This window comes from Oligoflexus tunisiensis, assembly GCF_001748245.1.
Lineage (GTDB): Bacteria > Bdellovibrionota_B > Oligoflexia > Oligoflexales > Oligoflexaceae > Oligoflexus > Oligoflexus tunisiensis.
In genome coordinates, this window is sequence record NZ_BDFO01000001.1 from 5,329,821 (window position 1) to 5,348,411 (window position 18,591).

Sequence of the window (18,591 nt, forward strand, 5' to 3'; positions counted from 1 at the left end):
ACGTGGACCATCTGCCGCGCAGCAAAATTTCGCCGGAACGCTTTGCGACCCATGCCGCACTGGTTTGCGCCTGCGTGTTCAGCAGCGGCATGCTGCTGATCGGCTATCGACCGGGCAACGCGCATCCGTTTCCCGTGGTTTTTCCCCTACTGCTTTGGATCTCCGGCTTTGGTTCCATGGCCGGATTTTTCATCAGCCTCTTCATTGTGCTGCGGGAGGCACGCAGCAGTCTGCTCGGTCTTTTGCAATTGGCCATCTTCGGCAGTGCCGCCCTGCTTTTTTCCCTGCAATTCGTCCTGATGCAGGTGCCGCTCACAGCCGGCCTCGCCTATGCGCTCTATTCCCTTGTGCTCCTGGCTCTGGCCCTGATTCTGAATGAAAACATGGCCCGGCTGCTCGGCAGCTCCTATGTGGAACGAACCAGTCTCGCTCTGGTGATAGGACTTTTGAATCTGGGTTTTGTCACCTGGGATCTGCGTCTTCTGCAGTTCCAGGGCATCGAGGAGCCCTCGCTCAAGGTGGTACGTAATATTTATGCCTGCCTCCTTCTGCAGCCGCTACTGATACTCGGCATTCGCCGCCTGACCGCACGACACGCCGGGACGCGGGTCCAACAGCGCCGCCTCAAATCATCCATCCGTCGCTATCGGGATCGTTTCCGCTTTTATATCGGCCACTGGGTGGCCTGCGCCGTCACCGCCGCATTCAGTCAATGGCTGCTCTCGCAGCACGCTCCGGATAGCATTGTCCAGCCCTGGCTTGGCTCCAAAATTGTCTGGGGAACCATTACTCTGGCCTGGATTCCATGTCTGTTTCAGCAGCTGCGGCACTGGCATCAGGCCCAGCTTTTGCCACGCAACATCCACAGCCCCTGGCAGGCCGGCGGCGGTCGTGCGGAACAATTTTTGAAAAAACATCATCTGCCGCGCGCGGCCCAGGAGACCTGGCTCGGCCTGCGTACCGCGATTATCATGATCGACCATGATCCGCATGAAGACTGTCGTGTGCATCTGCCGGCCCTTCTCTATCGGGCCCGCCAGATGCAATGCGAGCAGATCATGTCACGGATCTTTTCCGAACAGATTCTCAGCACCCAGACCCAGGGCTCACAGATTCTGGTCTCGCTCGATCCAGAGCACAGCATCATCAGCTGCACGGAATCGCTTTTGATTCTCACTGTTCTCTATCTCGATGGTCTGCCTCTCGTGGAAAAGCGTCTGAAGCAGCTCGTGCGCCTTCTGCCGCTTTTGGATCCGGAGCTCGGCCGCGTGCTGTCCGAGAACAAGGTGGAACAGCTCTTCAGTCGTCTGCAGGGTTTCTTTCATCTCGATTACAACTGGATCGATCAGTCCATGCGCAGCGGCGAGGATGAAGCCAGTTTTGATGTCCGCCTGGAAAATTTGAATCCGCGCGAACGGCAGCGGGTCCTCACCCAGCTCAGCGCCGCGCAGTGGCTGGGCAACTTCATCTGGATCAGTGAAACTGCCCGCGATCGTCTGAAAACCGAATCGCCATTTCTGGCCTCCACCATTGAACGCTGGCCGATCCAGCTGGAGCAGGTGCACGGCAAGGCGATGGAAACAGCCATTTTCCTGATCAAGTTTGAAAACCTGATCCCGCGTCTGCAGCGCTATCATGCGCTCGATGAAATCCGCAGTCGCCTGGCTCCTTTGCCTTTGCCTCTTCCTTCGCAAAGAATTTGTGAGGAAATTGAAACCAGCCTCGCCCGTGATCCGGATCACATCGATCTGCAGAATCATCTCAAGGTCATGAGTGAACATGACTGGCAGGGATTCCGTGCCAAGGACCTGGCTCTGGATATACTTCTCAAGATGGTGGCGCGGGCGGACATTCTGGAACGCAATGTACGCATGCACAAAAATGATTGGCAAACCTTCCGCCGCGATACACGGGAGCTCGTTCAAAAGATCGGCTATCCGAGTCAGGAGCTGCATAAGGCTCATCTCAGCAAACTCGAACTGCGCCAGCTGCATGAGCTGCAGCGCATCTGCCTCGAACCGGATCATCCGCGTTGTCGGGAAGCCTGGCTGCTGCTTGCGAGCCTGCCAACCCGCACGCTGAATATGGAAGCGGTCGGTCAGCTGATGCAGACCATTGCCGCAGCCTGCCGGGCTCCGGCGCTGCGCAGTCACGAAATTATTCTGCATAAGGCGGTCGAAGCCTTCTTTCATCTGGCCCGGGCGCTGCCGATCAATCGTGAAAATGATGTGAGCCGTGTGTTTGAAATCCTGGCCCGCACTCTGATCGAAGTCGAGGCGGATCAGGAGCTGCTCCTGGCCTTCATGGACGGAAAGCTGGCCCTGGATCAGCAGCGTGGCACCGAGATGAGCATTTCCAGCCCATTGCTTCTTCTGTGGAAGGAAATGATCGAAAACATACTGCAGGAATCGGAACTGCCGACCAGTATCCAGGCAGCCATCGAACTGCGCTGGCGCAGTTTTTCCGGCTCGAATGATCCCCTGCATCGGGCGTCATGAGCCCAGGTTTGCCTTGGAGGTTTCCACGTCGAGCGGCAGGGTCAGGAGAAAACGTCCGCCCGGCCCGCTTTCACAGGTCAGATCCCCTCCATACTGCTGCGCGATGCACCGCGCACTGTAAAGACTCAAACCGAGTCCGCTGCCCACATCCTTGGTGGTGAAAAAGGGCGTGAAAATCGAGCGCAATTTTTCCTCCGAAACACCAGGGCCGCTGTCCTCCACCTTGATCTGAATGCAGGCACGATCACAGCAGAGCGTCAGTTCAATGCGCGGTCGCACCTGACCAGCGAGCGCATCCAGGGCGTTATGGATCAAGCTCTCGACCACATCCAGGACACTATGCCGATGACAGAGCACGCGATAGCCCGGCGGCACGGTCGTGCGAAGGATCAGGTGCACACCCTGATCCTCCAGAATCCGACGACAACGCTGCTCTATCAGTCCCGCGATATCACGAGCGGGCCAGGATTCCGGCTGAGCCATCGGGATCAAACTTGAGCTTAAAAGTTTTTGCAGAATCTCATGAATGCGCTGGATGGCGGCATACCCGTGCCGCATGCGCACCTGCGCCGCCGGTTCCTTCAGGACCCCGAAGGTATTCTCCAGATTTTCCAGAGTCAGCTGCACGATGGCCAGGGGATTGTTGATTTCATGAGCCGCTCCAGCCGCCAGGCGACCGATGGCCACAAATTTTTCATCACGCGCCTGAACCCGATGCTTGCGCAGCGCCCGCCGAAAGCCGACATGGGTTTGCCAGAAAACCAGCGCCGACGGTGCGATCACACCGATAAAGGCTCCGGTGGAAAAAAGCAGCCTCGCATAAGGCTGGATGTCCTGGGGCAGCGGCTGATCCTGTGTCGGAAAAAGCTGAAGTTCCAGCAGCACGAAAAGCACAAAGGCACTCAGGATGGTCAGGACTATCCACCGCCGCTCCTTGGCCCGAAAGATCAAAAAGGGAAAGAGGGCCAGATCAAGATAAAAAATAGCGAACGGGCTCGATGGGCCATACGAGTAAACACCAAAGGCGACACTGGCCTGGCAAAGTGCGACAAACAGAATGCGCGCCAGAAAAAAATATCGTCGCCGCGCTATCAAAGGGATGAGACCGAACAGAAGCAGAAAAGGCAACGCCTTATAAATCAGAAGGTCGTAATGCCCCGAGATCAGCAGAATCAGACTGAACCCGAGGGACAGAGCAATGGATACCACCATCGCTGCATTGAAAACAACAAGCTGAAGGCGCAGGTCCTGATCGGGCAGACGTTGCACACCATAAGATAGCATGGACTCCAACGTCATCTTCAATCCTGAACCGCTTTTTCTCACCGACTGCTTCCCCGTCCTGGCCTGGCGCGTTCTATGCACATGGAATATGGCTGGCGCATTCCCTCTCTGTCAAACATCAAGTGTCCTGACGCGAGCTCATACTAACGGGAATTATGTGGAATGAATAGATGCGGATGTATACTTAAGAAAACCTGGAGGAGGTGGCGACCCTCGGCCAAGGGTCGCATTGATCGATTACTCGGGTTGCCAGAAGCGGGCTGTCTCAGGGAGTCCGTAACGCTTGCGGATGGTTTTGTGGACCCGATCCAGACCCTGATACGAAAGAATTACTTCCTCATGCCCCGGTTCTACAATTATGTGGGCATAACCCTGCTCCCGAAATTTCGGATCATTCAAGGCCGCTTCGAGATCCTTGAGGTGCTGAATTGCGCGGCCATTGACCTGCGCAACAAACACGTCCTCCATTTCATGATAGCCCTTGTTGTATTCAATCGGCAGGACTCTTTGTAAAACCACGGCGCGTGCCTTGCCGTCGGCGCTGGGATTTCGCTGGTACTCCGCTTCAAATAGATAAGGCAGAGGTGCCCGACGTTTCCATTGGGAACCCCAGCTGTGCATAAGACCAGCAGAAAGCTCCTGAAATAAAAAACCACCGAAGATAATATAAACCGGCTGGGAGAGTGCTGGCGGTGGAATACGCTCATGAGAAGGATCATACGGAGGCATGACCTTTTCCACTTTGATCTTTTCCCCCTTGCGCAGAAGGGTTAGACGCACACGATCGCCAGCGGCAATCTCCGCGAGCTGACTGAGATAGGAGATGCGGCCCCAGCGCGGATGCTCAAAGGATCCGCGCGCTGAAATACGCACACCTTGAAATTCAAGCAGCACGTCACCCACCTGCACAAGATCGGCAAATGGTGAATTCGCATGCACCCTTTGAATCCAGACCCCATCATTCTCCTTGTCGGCCTTGGCCCAATCACGCAGGTAAGGCGATAGCATGGAACTGACCTTAAAACCAGGATCAACGAAACTGCGGTAAGGTGGATCACGCCAGCTTTCCAGGAAGCGCTTGACGAGGCGACTCGGCAGGGCAAAGACAGAACTGGACGATTGACCGATGGCGACAGCGACCAATTTTTCATCACGCAGGATCGGTTCAAACCAGCCATATCCCGACCGTCGCATTTCAAAGACATATTGCGGCAGAGGATATTCCGCCAGGTATACAGGACGGACTTCCACCTCGCGCAGTTTGATCGCGTTGCCGACCAATGTTTCCGCTTCGAGCCCCTGATAAAGGATAACATTGTCGCCCAGCCTCAAATCCGATCCGAGCGGCAGGGCTTCGAGTTCGGGTGGCGCCTCGGCTTCAAAACGGAGGACGGCGAGATTGGCAATCTCATCGACGAATTCAATCTTCAAAGGATAGCGCTTCGGATCCCCCAGTTTTTCCGCCTCCAGGTACCGCGCTTCCTTCACGGCGAAGGCTGCGGTGAGCAGAGTCCTCTCATCGAGCACCACAGCCATGTGCGACATGCGTTCATTTTGTTTGGCCGTCCAGGGCGCATCGTAATCCGTCCTTTGCACCACCGAATGAATGCGCAGGATGCTGTCTTCCAAACTTTTCGCAAGCAGAGGCTGTCCGAACCAGATCAGCAGAAAACTCAGCCAGATTCTTTTCATTTCTCCGCTCCCCAGTCCGCGGTCGCACCATCATCATCGGGTCCAAGCCAGCGCGTTAAAGGAATTTTGTAGCGCTGCGTAATTTCCTTGTCGGCATGGCGCGAGGCCTCGAGCGGCAGAATCAAGGGCACGTCCTCCTGCCAGAATTCAAATTTCAGGTGGGGCTGATCCGCTTCGTCGAGCACCCGGGCGAGATCCTCCAGGGACAAAACCTTTTTGCCATTCACGCGCGTCAGCACCGCATCCATGAAATATCCTGCAAAGGTATTCACGGCATGAGGCAGGCGCTGAGCGAGCACGATCACATCACGTGCGCCCTGCAGCTCTTTGATATGGGAAAAATGATTGTGAATGTAACGCAAATGAAGCGGGGCATCGATCATCCAGGCGCGTCCCCAGATCTCCAGAAAATCCCGACTCAGGCTGGTAAAGACCAGACCCGCGAACTTGAGAAAGCGCGGCTGATTGAGAAAGATGTGTGCTCCGCTGTAGAAAGGCTCCTTGGCCTGCAGCAGCACGTTGATGCTCTGCCTTTTCCCCTGCCGCAGGATATCAAGCCGGAGTGCATCGCCTCTCTGCTTCAGATCATAGAGCACCCGAAACGGCAACCGATCCCGCAGATAGGAAATCTTGCCATCCACGCCGACCGGCTTGCCGTCGATGGCGAGGATGATATCGCCCGAGGCCACCGATCCCGCAAGTGGGGAATAGGAGGCCACCTCGCTGACCTTCACGCCGCCCTCGCCGGCTTTCAAACCGTGATAACGCCGGGTCGCGGTATTTTCGAGCGCGCCGTCCTGCACGTTGAAGCCCTGGACGGGATGACCATCATAACGCCCGTCGGCAATATCGGTGAGAAAGCGTTTGATGACCGGCGTGGGAATAATGTAGCCGGTATTCTCCGCGCCTGTGAAGGCCTGAAACGCAACCCCTACGGCCACTTGCCCCTGCAGGACAGGACCACCGCTGTTGCCCGGGTTGATGGCGGAATCCACCTGCACCAGCAGGTGACTCTCCGCTCCCGAGTGCACATAACGGCGATAGCTCACCCGCGAGACCACGCCCTGGGTGATCGAAAGCTGTTCCCCTCCGGTGGGATAGCCGACGGTATTCACCATTTCCCGCACATCCGGGATATCGCCAAAGCCGATCGGTGTTACACCATAGAAATAGCCAGGATCCTGGACTTCGAGAAGGGCCAGATCACAGTCATGGGCCATGAATTTCACCCGCGCGCTGACCGGCTCATCATCTCCGTCCCTGAGCACGGAAATGAATTTGCCATTGGCCACCACATGCGCGTTGGTGAGGATTCCGGCCTGGCCGATATAAAAACCGGTGCCCGAGGAGGACTTCACCGGCTGATGATTCCACGGTTGTTTATAGTCGGGTTCCTGGGAAATCACGCGAACTTTAAAAATGGCCTTGCGGACCGGCCCCAATTCCACGGCATTTCCCTGTGTGGATCCCAGCATCAGGGCAAGTGCCAGGATCCTCCAGCCTCTTTTGAACATATGAACCTCAAGGCGTCTCACAGCTCGCAATCGCCTGCGTGCTGATCTGTCGATAGGCATTACAAAGATCCGAGCGTTCCTGATCACTCAGCTGGCCCGAATCGATTTTTGTCGTAATTTGTTTTTTCAGCTCCGTGGCCATGCCTTCGGTCAGCTGATCCTTAAAGGCAACGGCCCCTTCATCCTTGTCACCCGCGCCCGCCCCGCTGCTGCCAATCTTATCCTTCTGACCCTGCAGTTCCGCGATGGCATCCACGATACCCTTGGAGAGGGACGGGGGCACAGCGGCCATGTGTTGAAAGGCCAGCGAAACCGTTTGCAGGTCGTTGAACATCGCGGTCAGCATGGAAGCACGTGCGGCATTGACCTCGGTGGGCAGAATAATATCCACCACTGCTGCAAGATCCTGAACGGCCTGGACGTACTCCGTCAGCGAGGCAATTTCCCCCTGATTTTCCAGAATGGCCGCACGTTTCTGCAGATTGGGCGTCACACCATCCTGAGTATAAAGAACTACCTGATGAAAGGCGATCGCTTCCACCAGATGAGAGACCGCCCAAATGAAGAGAGCGTTGCTGCCCGCCCCTTCCACGTCCTCATCCCGAACGCAGGCCTCCGCCGCATGCCGAATATCAGGCTGCTCGCCCAGAATCTTGACTGAAGAAGGCATGAAGGGACAAATGACCTCAACCGCACGCGCAATATGCTGCAGCGTGGAGGAGTCCGAGACGCGGGCCTCGGGTGCGGCCTTGGGCAGATAAACGGGCAGGCTGCGGAAGGGGCCTGTCGTTGGCGCTCCTTCCAGCGTATCGAGGCGGTTGCCTGCGAGTGTGATGGCTTCATAATCACTTGAACCAAGGCCGACCAGACTCGCCAGGGCCGTGAGTTGGCTGGAGGCATTGCCGGATTCCGTCAGGGCGGGGGCATCCGCTTCCTCAGCCGTGTCCTCGCTGGCATTCTTCTCGATCATCTTGCGGGTCAGCTGAAACATATCCAGCCCGGCCACTCCCAGATGACAGTAACCGGCCTGGACCGCGCAGGCTCCGCAGTCCGGCGCCAGGGCCACGGCTGCTTCCGCATCGCTCAACGCGCCCTCATAGTCCCCAGCATCCTGCCGAATGCGGGAACGCGAAAGCAGGGCGCCCGCATCGTGCTCCACGGAGGACGCTGCAATCAAACCCATGATATTGGTGGATTCAGAGCAGCCCGACAAAAGCAGGACGAGGACGAGCGGCAGATTCCTTATGAAACTTTCTCGTGCGCGATGTTGCGGAGCACGTCTTCCCATGATTCGATGCAATCCAGTACCCTCTGAAAGGTCGAGCGGATCTCGCTGGGATTAAATGGTTTCTGAATAAACGCATCAGCACCATCATTGTAGCAGGTAAGGGCTTTGGTATAACTCAAGTTTCCCGTAATGATCACCGTTTTGATACCGCGACCCATTTGCTTCACGCGCAGGTTGATCTGATCCCCATCCATACCCGGCATGCGCACCTCGGTCACCACCACGCGCACGGGATTCGTTTCCACAAAGTTGATGGCGCCTTCCGGCTCATTGAAAAAATGAGCGGCAAAGACCCCGGGAAACATATCCTCAAGGTATTCCGCGAGAACGCCTGCGAGGTCCCTCTCATCGTCCACGATCACCATCAGATAGGGTTTACTGAACACAGTCGTTTCTCCCTTGGTCAGAGCCAGCCTGCGGGTAATTGTGTATCCCCCGGAACGGTCGTGAGGGATACGTAGGGATAGAGCTATTGTCTTTGATTTAAGCGAGCGACGCAACCAGGCGCCTGAAGAATGAAGGCGGGGTTCCAGCGGCGTTTGAACTCATAGCGCAGAGGCAGACCACTGCTCATTTCAAGCATGGAACAGCCTGCAGCACGAGCCACCGCATCACCGGCGCCGATGTCCCAGGCGGACAAAGGGCTGAATCGCGGATAGAAATGGGCTTCGCCCTTGGCCACCAGACAATACTTGATCGAGGAGCCGATTTTGATCACGGCGTTCAGTTCATTGTCGTGCACGAAACCCTCGAACTCCTTTTCAGGCCGCGAGGCGCTGCAGACGGCCACGCGATCCGGGCCCCAGACGGGCTGCACCCTTTTTTGATTGATGCGGAACCCCTCCGATGAGCCGGAATAAAGCTCCTCACGCTCCGGGGCGTAGACCACACCCGTCACAGGGACACCCTGATCGATCAGGGCGATGTTCACGGTAAAGGTGGGGCGGCGGGCGATGAACTCCTTGGTCCCGTCCACCGGATCGATGAGCCAATAGGTCGAGATGGAATCGGCGTCCGGCCAGGATTCGCCGCTGCCTTCCTCAGAAATGATGGGCCAGGCGGCGAGCTCCCGCAGACCGCGGCAGATGATCTCATTGGACACCAAATCCGCCCGCGTGACAGGCGACTGGTCATCCTTGGCTTTGACGTCAAACTGACCGCTTCGATAGACTTTCATGACGGCCTCACCCGCTTGCAGGGCGAGGTCTTCCAGGCGCGTGATAGGGATCATGATTTCACGCTATCACCCATATAACTTTCCACAATATCGATTTCCTGAGCTATTTCGGTACGTTTGTCACCTTCGGGATAGGCGTCGAGTGATTTTTTCAGCTTCTTCCGGTAGGCCGTTATGACTTTGAGGGCCTGCTCATCTTCCAGTGTGGTGCTGCGTTGGTCGGAAGTCATGGCATACTTAAACTCGGAGAGCAGCATGCGCAGCACACCGGTTTTAAACTTGTCTCTGGCCCTCATGGCAGTCTTCATGTCTTCGGAGATCCGTTCCATCAAACTCAAGGCACCTGCTCCTTCGGCGGTTGAACCAACAAGTGTCCTGAGGTTACCCCAAAGGGCCGCCAGCTGCCACGGATTTTGCTTGAATATCCCGAAGGCTTTCTGGTACATCTCTTCTCCTGGTATTGGCTGCTTATGATTTAAGGATATCAAACCATGGCAAAAGGCAAACAGGCCCGTGAACTTATCCGCCTCGTTTCTTCCGCAGGAACCGGGTATTTCTATACGACCTCGAAAAAACGCGGTCAGGAAAAACTTCAGCTGAAGAAGTACGATCCTAAAGTGAAGCAACACGTTGTGTTCAAAGAAGCCAAGATCAAGTAATTGATCCTGACTTTGTGAATATAAAAGCGAGCCTGGACGTGATCCAAGGCTCGCTTTTTTTCGTGCGTTCGACTCTCAGAGGACCGGAAAGTGGATGAACTGATAAATCATCAAACTACACGCCAGCAGCACGAGTGAGACCAGACAGACGATCACGTTCGTCAGCATCTGCACCTTCGATCCACGCGTGGCCCGACCATCAAAATTCATGGTCCCATAGAGCTGGCGGTGAGCTTTACGCCACTCCAGGATGAGAGCGCGTGCGCTCATGCCCGCGGTCACGAGACTAAGAGACATAATGATCAGAATAATGCCCTGAGCCATACGTTTTACCCTCACGGTTGGTTTGCACTGTTGAGCAGAGACTCTATATTCCCCTTCGCGCAAAACGATGATCCCTCGAGTTAATTCTTCAAAATTCTGGTTTTATTGGCTTTATTTTGTAAAAAAACCGGTGCTTCGGTTTGCGACTAATCCAAAAGAAGGGCACACGAATGGTGTACAACCCATATTCCTACCGCGTGAAAGAATGGGCCGCCTTGCATGGTATCCGGCAAACTTTTATACAAAAAGGAAGGATTCAACCTGCACCTTGATTTTCTTACAGGATGCGCCTTATACCCCTTGAGTTGTCACAAGCAAAATTCAAAAAGAGGAATGCGATGAAATTGAATCTTTTCAGCCTTGTACTCTCGTTGTTGTTGGCGACACCTCTTTTCGCGCAAGGGAACCAGCCTGTTTGGAATAATCTGAAAACCATGCAAATGCGAATACCCTATGGCCAATCGGTCTATTCCTTTCCATTAACGACGCCGCGACGCATCACACCTTTCCGTATTACGTTTGTACCAACGCGGGCCTGTACAAGGTTCTCCGTTTATCCACGGGTCCGCTACCAGGGCAGCAATACGCTGAGTGAAGTTCGCTTTCAAAATAATCTTTTCGTGACGGATAATAAGAAGGTGGAGCTGATCGAAATCAATTTCGTGCAGAATACCTACCGTTGGCAGGACTGCAGCATTTCGATCCAAAGCATGGCGACCGTCGCCCCCGTCCCGCCCCAGCGCGTCTTTGCTGGCGTCGTGGATCATGCCGGTGGCTTTGTGAATCGGAAGCCGGTCGCCCTTCAGGGGTCCTACTATACCCAGGATATCGAACTGGTCATTCCCGACTACTGTAGCGAATACGAGGTGGCCGACCTCGGCGTCGTGACCAGCGATGGCACCACCTTTGTCGCTCCGGAAAGCACGCGCTCACGGACCATCAGCTATCATCTGCCCCAGCCGATGACGGTGGCAAGCCTGGAGGTCAGCCTGCTGGCACCCCGTGCTCAATCCTGCCAAATTCCTGTTTACGTGCGGCCACTCACCAGCCCTCGTTAATCTGTGCCGCTGGCTGATCATAATAATGAACCATGATCAGCCAGCCTCCTCCCTGTTCTTCAATTCCCGCTTTTTGTGAACACATCTTGAGCAGCCGCCCCGCCCGACGCTTGTCGATCCCCACTCCGCAGCCTACTGTGGGCCTTGTGAAGGTCATGACGTCACGAACCCCACGGAAACAAACCCTTAAATGGAGTGCATCTCATGCGTTGCAAGCAGTTCCGCAGACCTCTTTCTCTTTTATTGCTGGCTTCATTCACAGCCACCAGCTCACAGGTTTATGCCTTGCCGAGCTACACGGGAGCCCAGAATTCATCCTTGAAACTGTCTCAGGCCCAGGCCATCCAAAGGAATCCAAACCTGGCAGGCACCGCCCTTTTCCAGGATCATCTGGATTCCAAAATTCTTTATGTTTCCCCTTCGTCGAAAAAAACCCAGGCCGGTGTCTATTCACCTGTGAACGGCGCGGTCAACTGTCCGGTCCTTGAAAACCAGTTTGCCCTGACCTACAAGCTGCCACCGCAGGCGGAGTTTGAAACCAGAGCCGCGCAGGGCGCGTATTCCCCATACTTTGACCTGCAGTATGGCAACTACTATCGCTTCGCCAACCTCATCACGTCTCTGGCCACCAAGATGGCCAGCGCGGAACTTTTGAAGGAGAAACCGGAATACGCCGCCTTCAAAATTGCCGAGGAAAAACTGCAGCTGAAGGACAATGAGATCGATGAGGTGAAGTCGCAGCTCGCCGCTCTCGACACAGCGATCAACACAGCTGCCACTCTTCTGAGCGTGGCGCTGCCCGACCAGATCGTGGCCGCTCGTGAAGCCCTGCAGCAGGCCGTCGCCAATCGTCAGACCCAGGCCCCTGCGTTGAACACCCGGAAGGCTCAATTGGAAGCGGAACGCATTCCTCTGCAAAACGCCTACTTTACGGCCAAGCAGGCCTGGCTGCCGTATGACGCCGACCTCACGCGCCTGGCGGAAGCTATCGAACAAACCCAGCAGGCCATGGCTGTGGTGGATAAAGTTGCTACGGAAGTTTTCGGCCGCAATGAGAAAACTCTGCAGGTCTTTGAAACCAAGGTGGTCGGTCTCGCCTCCTCGAGCTATTCGATCTGGGGCACGGAAGCAGCCGACATGCAGGCCGCTCTCGCCCAGGTACCCGCCTTTTCAGGTCGCAACTTCGGTGTTCGTCAGTTGCCTATCTTCAACGTAACGCTGGCCTCGACGGTCGATTCTGTTTCCCATACGGCGGGTTCCACCGACACCTCCTCCTCGCCCATGGTGGACCAGATCACTCAACCAAAGAACACCTTCTTCAAAATCACGGGTGCGAAATTTTCTGATGTCCTGCCCGGAGTCGCGACTCCATCCAGCCAGTGGGTTTTCAAAACCAAGGCCGGAGTTCCTCTGCGCCCCATCGAAACCAAACCCAGCGCGTCAGCTGGCACGTTTAGAGCGGATATCAACCAGGGCGTCTACTGCATGGGCACGTCGAAGCGAGGACAGCCCAGTACCGTGGCATCCATCATGCCTTTGGGCAATGCCCGCAAGGCCTGGTCCTTCCAAACCTATCGCTACCAGCCGCGTCCGCAACGGGTCATGGCTCAGTCGGTGGCCCTCAATTACGACTACCACGTGAAAGCGGATCCGATGCGCGTGAGCTGTACCCTGGATGTGCAAAAATCCATGGACTATGTGCGCAACTCGGGTGAGTGGAACTTCCTCTGGTGGGGTGAAAAATGGGACGATACCCGCCGCACCAGCTCCGGCTTCAATGGCATCAGTTGCAAAACGGATGAAAATCCCAGCGATGCTTCACCCAACTCCGGTGATGCCCAGGCTCGACTCGATGCTCTGCGCAACAAGGCCATCAACGAGATCACCACGGAATTCCTGATGACCTATGCGAAATCATGGCGAACCGAAATCGTGGAAGCGCCGCAGAATATTCCCGATCAAACGAAGTTCTTCTCGAGCCTCGGCACCGGACTGGAAGCCATCTGCGGTCCCAACGTCTACTGCAAGGTCACCAGTGTGGTCATGAAATCGCTGGATGAAATCGCCGGCAGCCGCAGCGGCAGCACAAGCCATCACGAGGATTTCAGCGCGATCATCACCCGGAACTATAACGAGCAGTCGTTCCGGACGTTGAAAGGCAACGCCGTGATTGATCTGACAGTTGATGCCCCCTGAAGGCCATAACCTAGTATCGAAGGAGGTATCCCATGAAACGCAAAGTCATAGCAGGTGTTCTCGTGCTGGTTGGTGTCACATACCTTGGGTTTCAGAAATTGAGTGGAAAGGATCCGGTGCCATCCGAGGCGGCTTCCCAGCCGTCCGCTTCTGAGCCAAAACCCGAGGAGATCTCCGCGAAGGATCTCGATCGGACCATCGAGGTTCTGAAGAAAGTGGAAGCCCCGAGTCTGGAAAAAGTCGCTGAGGAACTGCAAGCCAGTGGTGATGAGGAAGCGCTGGAAACGTTTCATGCTTATCGGGAGCAGCAGAAGACTTACGATGCCGTTTATGCCAAATACGAGGCGGCGCATGCCGCTTACCGTCAGGCAGTCCATGCGGCCCCGGATGCCAACAGTCCGGAAGTCGAAGCGGCTCTGGCAGCGGTGGATGCGGAGGCTGAGGCTTTGCAGGCGGAAACCGACGCTTTAAATGCAAAGTCGGCCGAGTTTCTGGAAGAGTATCGGCGTTACACCTTCGATAAGTTTGGTCTGGCTCTGAACTGATAAAACACAGCAGGCCTGCCCGCATGATTCCCATGCGAGCGGGCCTGTCGACCTGGAGCGAAAGAGTTCACCATGAAAAAATCCTTGTCCGTTCTGACGATAAGTCTGAGCCTTGCGGCCTGCGGGGATGTTCAAGCCGAGGAAGGGGCCGCCTACGAATTGCCCAACGAGGACAGCGTTTGCCAGCTGGCCTGGGAGCAGAATGAAGCCCTGCTGGAACCCGCTGACCGTATGGGCAATCCCTTTCTGATGCAGGCTTCGTCCAACGATTGGCGCTACGAAGTGGAGCATGAAGGACGTCGAATCCATATCATGCCGGCGCGCAAACTGGCTTTTCAAGTGGAGCTGGACGCTTCCCAAACCGCCTCCGGCCAGGCGCGGATCGTGGACTGTGAAGTGCCTGTGGCGTGGAAGGCTCTTGATGTGACTCTGAGTGTCGCCTTTGATCCTCAGTTTCAGGGCAACCGGCAAATCATGATGATCAATGGCAAACCCTTTGGCCATGAAACCAAAGGCGGGCTTTACCTGCGCCATCATCTGGTTCCCACGGATCCGCATGATATCAACCTCGCCTGGCATGTGCAGGCACCTGCCTTGAACAGGGATGCCGCCATACAATGGATTCGCACGGAGCTGCACATTCCGGCCGAACAAACCGTGGTGCTGACCCAGGCCCTTGAACATTTGCAAGGCCGTGGTCCCATGGGGATTGAAGCGATCGCCATGACGGTCGGCACGGATGCGATCCAGCATTGGGCGCATCTGCCGGCTCAGGCCGCGAGTCTTTGGCCGCGACTGCGTTTCCTTCCGATCGGCCCGGCCACCGCGGAAAGTACGGTGGAGAATGCCTGGAAGAAGGCGGCGATTTTGGATCTGGCGGCTTTGAAACTTTTCGATGTCGCGCAAAAGTCTCTCGCCCCTTGTACGGCCGTGGGTTCCGGTCCCCATCCCGCCTGTCGTCAAATCGTGGATGAGACGCTGGTCCGGATTTTCCAGGATGCGCAAAGCCGCGGCACCGATCTTTGTGTGCATCTGGCCTGGCAGGGCGGTTCCTTCAGCCCCTACTTTGTCTCCACCTTCTGTGTGGATCCCGCAGGAAACGTGAGTTTTCAAGGTACCCAGCCGGATGCCACAGGCAGCCTGATCGCAGCGGCCCGGGCCGTGCAGGAAGGGTGACATCATGAAGGCCCTGCTGATGTTGCCTCTTCTTATGGTCGAAGTTCCCGCTCGTCCCGTTGTCCGCGCCGTCCAACGGGTAACCGTGAGCACACAGGCCACGCAGGTTCATCACCTGCTCCGCTCCCTGCAGAAAGGAACGGAATCCCCCAAGGATCTTTCGCGGCGTCTGCAGCAAAGTACGCGACTCGCGAAAAAAGTGCTGGCGGATCAAACGTTCATCAGCGTGATCAAACCTGGGCCGGTGAAATCGGATGATGGCAAGGTCTTCACCCTCGAAGGCACGAGTTTCATCATTCCAACTGTTCCTGAACAAAGATCCTGTTCAGCGATTCAGGAAGACTGGCAAAGGCTCGATAAGGTCTATGACATGGTGAATGATCTGGCTCTGGAGTTGGAAGAGGTTTACAGCCACCCTGAATTCTGTGCGCCCTGTGCCGACACGGTGCTGACCACACTTCAGGAGACCACGGAGGAATTGGAAAGCATCAGCACGCGTTTAAACCAGGACGGATCGCGTCGTGTTCAGATTATCTGGGGGCCGAAGGCTTTCCTTGTGGATCGTGAGCAGCCTCGCCAGGATATGCGTTGGGAGAGCCTCATCTATTACAATATAGATGGGAATTCCCGCGCGGCCGGCCCTCAGGAAGCCCTGCCGGTCCCGGATGGTCTCATGATCAGGCCGCCTCTTCTGCAGAATGGTATTCAGTTTCAATTCGAAACCACAGCCGAACGTGCCTGCAGTCCTGGTCTTGAAATTCGTTTCGACGGCCTGATTCAAACCCCTGCCGTCCGCATGCAGCTCATCCTGCTTTCCTACCCTGGAAAGTCATAGTGTGAATTGCGGATGGGAAGAACACCGTAGCGATGTTATAGCTTCCTCGTGAAGGAACAGGACCATAACACGAGGAATTACCTATGCAGATTGCCGAAGAATCCCTCCGGGACGCCCTAGGTTGTGAACTGTCTGACATGATGTATCGACAAAGAGCCCTGGCCCTTTGCAACGAACGTGCGGGTTTCTGGGATGAACACTTCCGCAGCATGGCCGATGACGACCAAAGGAATGTGGAACACCTGGAAACGGTGATGACCGCCTTTGGGGTGCGCGCAGCACCGCGGCGGTCCACGGAACAGATCGCTGATCTTCTGATTGATATCGTGGTGGGGGAAACATCCCAGCCCGTGGAAAAATTGCACGCCTACATGCTGCTGAAAAAACATCAGCAGACCGCGGTCCAGCTCGCCCTCAAAGTTTCCCAGAAATCCCTGCCGGACATTCGTTTGACGCTGGCCCCACTGGAAGGCATGCAGTCGGATCTCAATACCCATATGAATCTACTGATTCACTTCATGGATCACGCCGGCGTCTCGTGGCTGACCGGGAAGGAGATGCAGGAGGGCCTGTTATCGCGTGCGCGTGACGCCGTAGCCGGACTTGCCGGTCGTGTGATTCATCGGAAAGGAAACAACATGGACGAGAGGGAAATTTTTTCAGTTCTGCAAATGGACCACCGCAAAGTGGAACTTCTGTTCAAGGAAATTGAAGACGCGAAAACCCATGAACGCGCTCTCGGCATCTTCCGGCAGCTGAAGGCGGATCTCAACGCCCATTCCATCGCCGAAGAGGAAACGGTTTACATACGCTTCCAGGCTGTGGATTCCATGCGGGAATACCTGGGCGAAGCCCGGCAGGATCATGCTGATATCCGGGTGCTGCTCGATGAAGTCTCCGATGTGCTGGACGAGCATGAACCCTTCCTCGACAAAATCGATGAGCTGCATCAGCTCGTCTCCCAGCATGTGGAGGAGGAGGAAAATCAGCTCTTCAAACTCATCCGCAGAAACAGCAGCGAGGAGCTGCGTCGGGATCTGGCCCAGCATTTTCTTAAGGCCAGGCAGCGTATTCAGGAAAATATCGGGGGGCTGGAAACGGTCCCTCCGCAGACCGGCCGGGAGTCGACCGCTTCCGTATAACCCCTTCAAGCCATCAGCTCGGCATACTCTGCCGGCAAATCATGAGCCAGCATGGTTTCCATGCGGCTCAGCACGATGTCCGTGATCACCTTTTTGGTCATCCGACAGTGCAGCGTTTCTGCGGAGTTGAACGAACCATTCTCAAAGAGTTTGTTGGACGGTGCTCCGCCCCCGCAGAAATGAAAGTATTCACAGCTTGCCTGGCAGGCCTTCACACCAGCTTCAATCTCGCGCGTCATCTCCTGAAATTTCGTGGACTGCTTCAGCTCTTCAATCCCCGAGTGCAGGAAGTTGCCGAGGATGAAGTCCCCATGCGTGGGATGCTTCATGCCTAGTAGCTCTGGACTGAAGCTGCTGAAATTGCCGTCGACATCGACATTGATGATGGCCAGCGGATTGTTTTCCATCGCAAGACCCCGTGGCACTTTGCGCACGGTGCCCATGATCGCGGCATGGGCATGACGGAATTCGCGCACAAGGTTGGGTTGCCCCACTTCAAAGCTCAGCTCATGCATACGCTCCATAAAGCGGCCGAATTCCTCCACAGTCACTGACTGCAGACTGGACGATTCATGGACGCCTTCGATTTCCTCGACGTTGAAGGCGATGCATTCCGGACCCAATTGATAAAGATAGCGAAAGATCGCATCAGGCTGCTGAACCGCATCCTTGGTGACGACCGAGATGGTGTAAAAGGGCAGCCCGGCATCCCTCAGATGCGCCACACCCTGCTCAATCTGAGCCAGCGAACCCTTGCCGCGACGATCCACTCGAAACTTGTCATTGATAAAGGCGGGCCCATCGACGCTGACCCCGACGCTGATCGGCAGCTCCTTGAAGAGTGTGCACCATTCGCGATTGATCAACGTGCCATTGGTCTGCAGGCAGTGTTTGAATTTCACCTCCGCCGGCACATGCTTGCGAATGGCGGCGTCCGCTTCCCGATAGAATTTCATGCCGGCCGCGAGCGGTTCGCCCGCATGCCAGACGATCGAAAACTCCTTATGAATGAGGCCGGATGCGACAATACGGGCGACGCTCTGCTCGATGACTTCGAGGCTCATACGGCGGCGAATCGTTTTGTCCGGCAGATAGCAATAGGTGCAATTTAAATTGCAGAACGGTGTCGCTTGAAGAATAAGCAGTCGCAACGGTCCCATCCAGCACCTCCGTGGGCTGCGGCCCCTTCCCCTCCGGGAAGGA

At 55.8% G+C, this 18,591-nt stretch carries 17 protein-coding genes; 8 read left to right on the forward strand and 9 right to left on the reverse strand.

Annotation, left to right across the window (positions count from 1 at the left end; translation table 11 throughout):
* The first annotated feature begins 2 nt into the window (after window positions 1-2).
* The gene (locus OLTU_RS21945) at window positions 3-2,498 is read left to right on the forward strand and encodes a hypothetical protein (RefSeq protein ID WP_141734893.1); all 2,496 of its coding nucleotides are present in this window, start codon (window positions 3-5) and stop codon (window positions 2,496-2,498) included.
* Here OLTU_RS21945 and OLTU_RS21950 read toward each other — a convergent pair.
* The 7 genes from OLTU_RS21950 to OLTU_RS21980 form a co-directional block, all read right to left on the reverse strand.
* Entirely contained in the window at window positions 2,493-3,797 is a 1,305-nt protein-coding gene (locus OLTU_RS21950) for a sensor histidine kinase (protein WP_141734894.1), read from the reverse strand. The genes OLTU_RS21945 and OLTU_RS21950 overlap by 6 nt on opposite strands.
* Before the next feature lie 222 nt (window positions 3,798-4,019).
* A complete protein-coding gene (locus OLTU_RS21955) occupies window positions 4,020-5,474 on the reverse strand; it encodes a S1C family serine protease (RefSeq protein WP_141734895.1) in 1,455 nt (484 codons plus the stop codon).
* Window positions 5,471-6,988: a S1C family serine protease gene (locus OLTU_RS21960; RefSeq protein ID WP_176736849.1), complete on the reverse strand. Its 1,518-nt coding sequence runs from the start codon at window positions 6,986-6,988 to the stop codon at window positions 5,471-5,473. Before OLTU_RS21960 ends, OLTU_RS21955 begins: the two co-directional genes overlap by 4 nt.
* Window positions 6,989-6,995: 7 nt before the next feature.
* The gene (locus tag OLTU_RS21965) at window positions 6,996-8,276 is read right to left on the reverse strand and encodes a hypothetical protein (protein ID WP_141734897.1); all 1,281 of its coding nucleotides are present in this window, start codon (window positions 8,274-8,276) and stop codon (window positions 6,996-6,998) included.
* Window positions 8,231-8,662 carry a response regulator gene (locus OLTU_RS21970; protein WP_141734898.1) on the reverse strand — a complete coding sequence of 144 codons (432 nt, stop codon included), beginning with the start codon at window positions 8,660-8,662 and terminating at the stop codon, window positions 8,231-8,233. The genes OLTU_RS21965 and OLTU_RS21970 overlap by 46 nt, the downstream gene beginning before the upstream one ends.
* A gap of 83 nt (window positions 8,663-8,745) precedes the next feature.
* Window positions 8,746-9,507, reverse strand: a complete 762-nt coding sequence (locus tag OLTU_RS21975) for a 3'(2'),5'-bisphosphate nucleotidase CysQ family protein (RefSeq protein WP_141734899.1) — start codon at window positions 9,505-9,507, stop codon at window positions 8,746-8,748.
* Window positions 9,504-9,899: a GatB/YqeY domain-containing protein gene (locus OLTU_RS21980; RefSeq protein ID WP_141734900.1), complete on the reverse strand. Its 396-nt coding sequence runs from the start codon at window positions 9,897-9,899 to the stop codon at window positions 9,504-9,506. The genes OLTU_RS21975 and OLTU_RS21980 overlap by 4 nt, the downstream gene beginning before the upstream one ends.
* 45 nt (window positions 9,900-9,944) lie before the next feature.
* Between OLTU_RS21980 and rpmG the strand changes: the two genes are divergently transcribed.
* On the forward strand, window positions 9,945-10,112 hold the full coding sequence (gene rpmG / locus OLTU_RS21985) for a 50S ribosomal protein L33 (RefSeq protein WP_141734901.1): 168 nt from the start codon (window positions 9,945-9,947) through the stop codon (window positions 10,110-10,112).
* A gap of 75 nt (window positions 10,113-10,187) precedes the next feature.
* Here rpmG and OLTU_RS21990 read toward each other — a convergent pair whose 3' ends face one another.
* Entirely contained in the window at window positions 10,188-10,436 is a 249-nt protein-coding gene (locus OLTU_RS21990; RefSeq protein WP_141734902.1) for a hypothetical protein, read from the reverse strand.
* A 434-nt stretch (window positions 10,437-10,870) separates the two neighbouring features.
* Here OLTU_RS21990 and OLTU_RS21995 point away from each other — a divergent pair, with 434 nt between their 5' ends.
* From OLTU_RS21995 to OLTU_RS22020, 6 genes are all read left to right on the forward strand, one after another.
* Window positions 10,871-11,494, forward strand: coding sequence for a hypothetical protein (locus OLTU_RS21995; RefSeq protein WP_218110185.1), 624 nt, complete (start codon window positions 10,871-10,873; stop codon window positions 11,492-11,494).
* 204 nt (window positions 11,495-11,698) lie between these two features.
* A complete protein-coding gene (locus OLTU_RS22000; RefSeq protein ID WP_141734904.1) occupies window positions 11,699-13,690 on the forward strand; it encodes a hypothetical protein in 1,992 nt (663 codons plus the stop codon).
* 32 nt (window positions 13,691-13,722) lie between these two features.
* A complete protein-coding gene (locus OLTU_RS22005; RefSeq protein WP_141734905.1) occupies window positions 13,723-14,235 on the forward strand; it encodes a hypothetical protein in 513 nt (170 codons plus the stop codon).
* Between the two features lie 72 nt (window positions 14,236-14,307).
* Entirely contained in the window at window positions 14,308-15,411 is a 1,104-nt protein-coding gene (locus tag OLTU_RS22010) for a hypothetical protein (protein ID WP_141734906.1), read from the forward strand.
* A 4-nt stretch (window positions 15,412-15,415) separates the two neighbouring features.
* Window positions 15,416-16,246 carry a hypothetical protein gene (locus tag OLTU_RS22015; protein ID WP_141734907.1) on the forward strand — a complete coding sequence of 277 codons (831 nt, stop codon included), beginning with the start codon at window positions 15,416-15,418 and terminating at the stop codon, window positions 16,244-16,246.
* A gap of 83 nt (window positions 16,247-16,329) precedes the next feature.
* The gene (locus OLTU_RS22020; protein ID WP_141734908.1) at window positions 16,330-17,388 is read left to right on the forward strand and encodes a hemerythrin domain-containing protein; all 1,059 of its coding nucleotides are present in this window, start codon (window positions 16,330-16,332) and stop codon (window positions 17,386-17,388) included.
* Window positions 17,389-17,393: 5 nt separating this feature from the next.
* Here OLTU_RS22020 and grrM read toward each other — a convergent pair whose 3' ends face one another.
* Complete coding sequence (gene grrM, locus OLTU_RS22025; RefSeq protein WP_141734909.1) at window positions 17,394-18,548, reverse strand: cyclophane-forming radical SAM/SPASM peptide maturase GrrM/OscB; 1,155 nt, start codon at window positions 18,546-18,548, stop codon at window positions 17,394-17,396.
* Window positions 18,549-18,591 lie beyond the last annotated feature (43 nt).

Coding starts and splice junctions, on each gene's coding strand:
- OLTU_RS21950 (WP_141734894.1), bottom strand. CDS start 3,797: ATGACGTTGGAGTCCATGCTATCTTATGGTGTGCAACGTCTGCCCGAT.
- OLTU_RS21955 (WP_141734895.1), bottom strand. CDS start 5,474: ATGAAAAGAATCTGGCTGAGTTTTCTGCTGATCTGGTTCGGACAGCCT.
- OLTU_RS21960 (WP_176736849.1), bottom strand. CDS start 6,988: ATGTTCAAAAGAGGCTGGAGGATCCTGGCACTTGCCCTGATGCTGGGA.
- OLTU_RS21965 (WP_141734897.1), bottom strand. CDS start 8,276: ATGGGAAGACGTGCTCCGCAACATCGCGCACGAGAAAGTTTCATAAGG.
- OLTU_RS21975 (WP_141734899.1), bottom strand. CDS start 9,507: ATGATCCCTATCACGCGCCTGGAAGACCTCGCCCTGCAAGCGGGTGAG.
- OLTU_RS21980 (WP_141734900.1), bottom strand. CDS start 9,899: ATGTACCAGAAAGCCTTCGGGATATTCAAGCAAAATCCGTGGCAGCTG.
- rpmG (WP_141734901.1), top strand. CDS start 9,945: ATGGCAAAAGGCAAACAGGCCCGTGAACTTATCCGCCTCGTTTCTTCC.
- OLTU_RS21990 (WP_141734902.1), bottom strand. CDS start 10,436: ATGGCTCAGGGCATTATTCTGATCATTATGTCTCTTAGTCTCGTGACC.
- OLTU_RS21995 (WP_218110185.1), top strand. CDS start 10,871: ATGCAAATGCGAATACCCTATGGCCAATCGGTCTATTCCTTTCCATTA.
- OLTU_RS22000 (WP_141734904.1), top strand. CDS start 11,699: ATGCGTTGCAAGCAGTTCCGCAGACCTCTTTCTCTTTTATTGCTGGCT.
- OLTU_RS22005 (WP_141734905.1), top strand. CDS start 13,723: ATGAAACGCAAAGTCATAGCAGGTGTTCTCGTGCTGGTTGGTGTCACA.
- OLTU_RS22010 (WP_141734906.1), top strand. CDS start 14,308: ATGAAAAAATCCTTGTCCGTTCTGACGATAAGTCTGAGCCTTGCGGCC.
- OLTU_RS22015 (WP_141734907.1), top strand. CDS start 15,416: ATGAAGGCCCTGCTGATGTTGCCTCTTCTTATGGTCGAAGTTCCCGCT.
- OLTU_RS22020 (WP_141734908.1), top strand. CDS start 16,330: ATGCAGATTGCCGAAGAATCCCTCCGGGACGCCCTAGGTTGTGAACTG.
- grrM (WP_141734909.1), bottom strand. CDS start 18,548: ATGGGACCGTTGCGACTGCTTATTCTTCAAGCGACACCGTTCTGCAAT.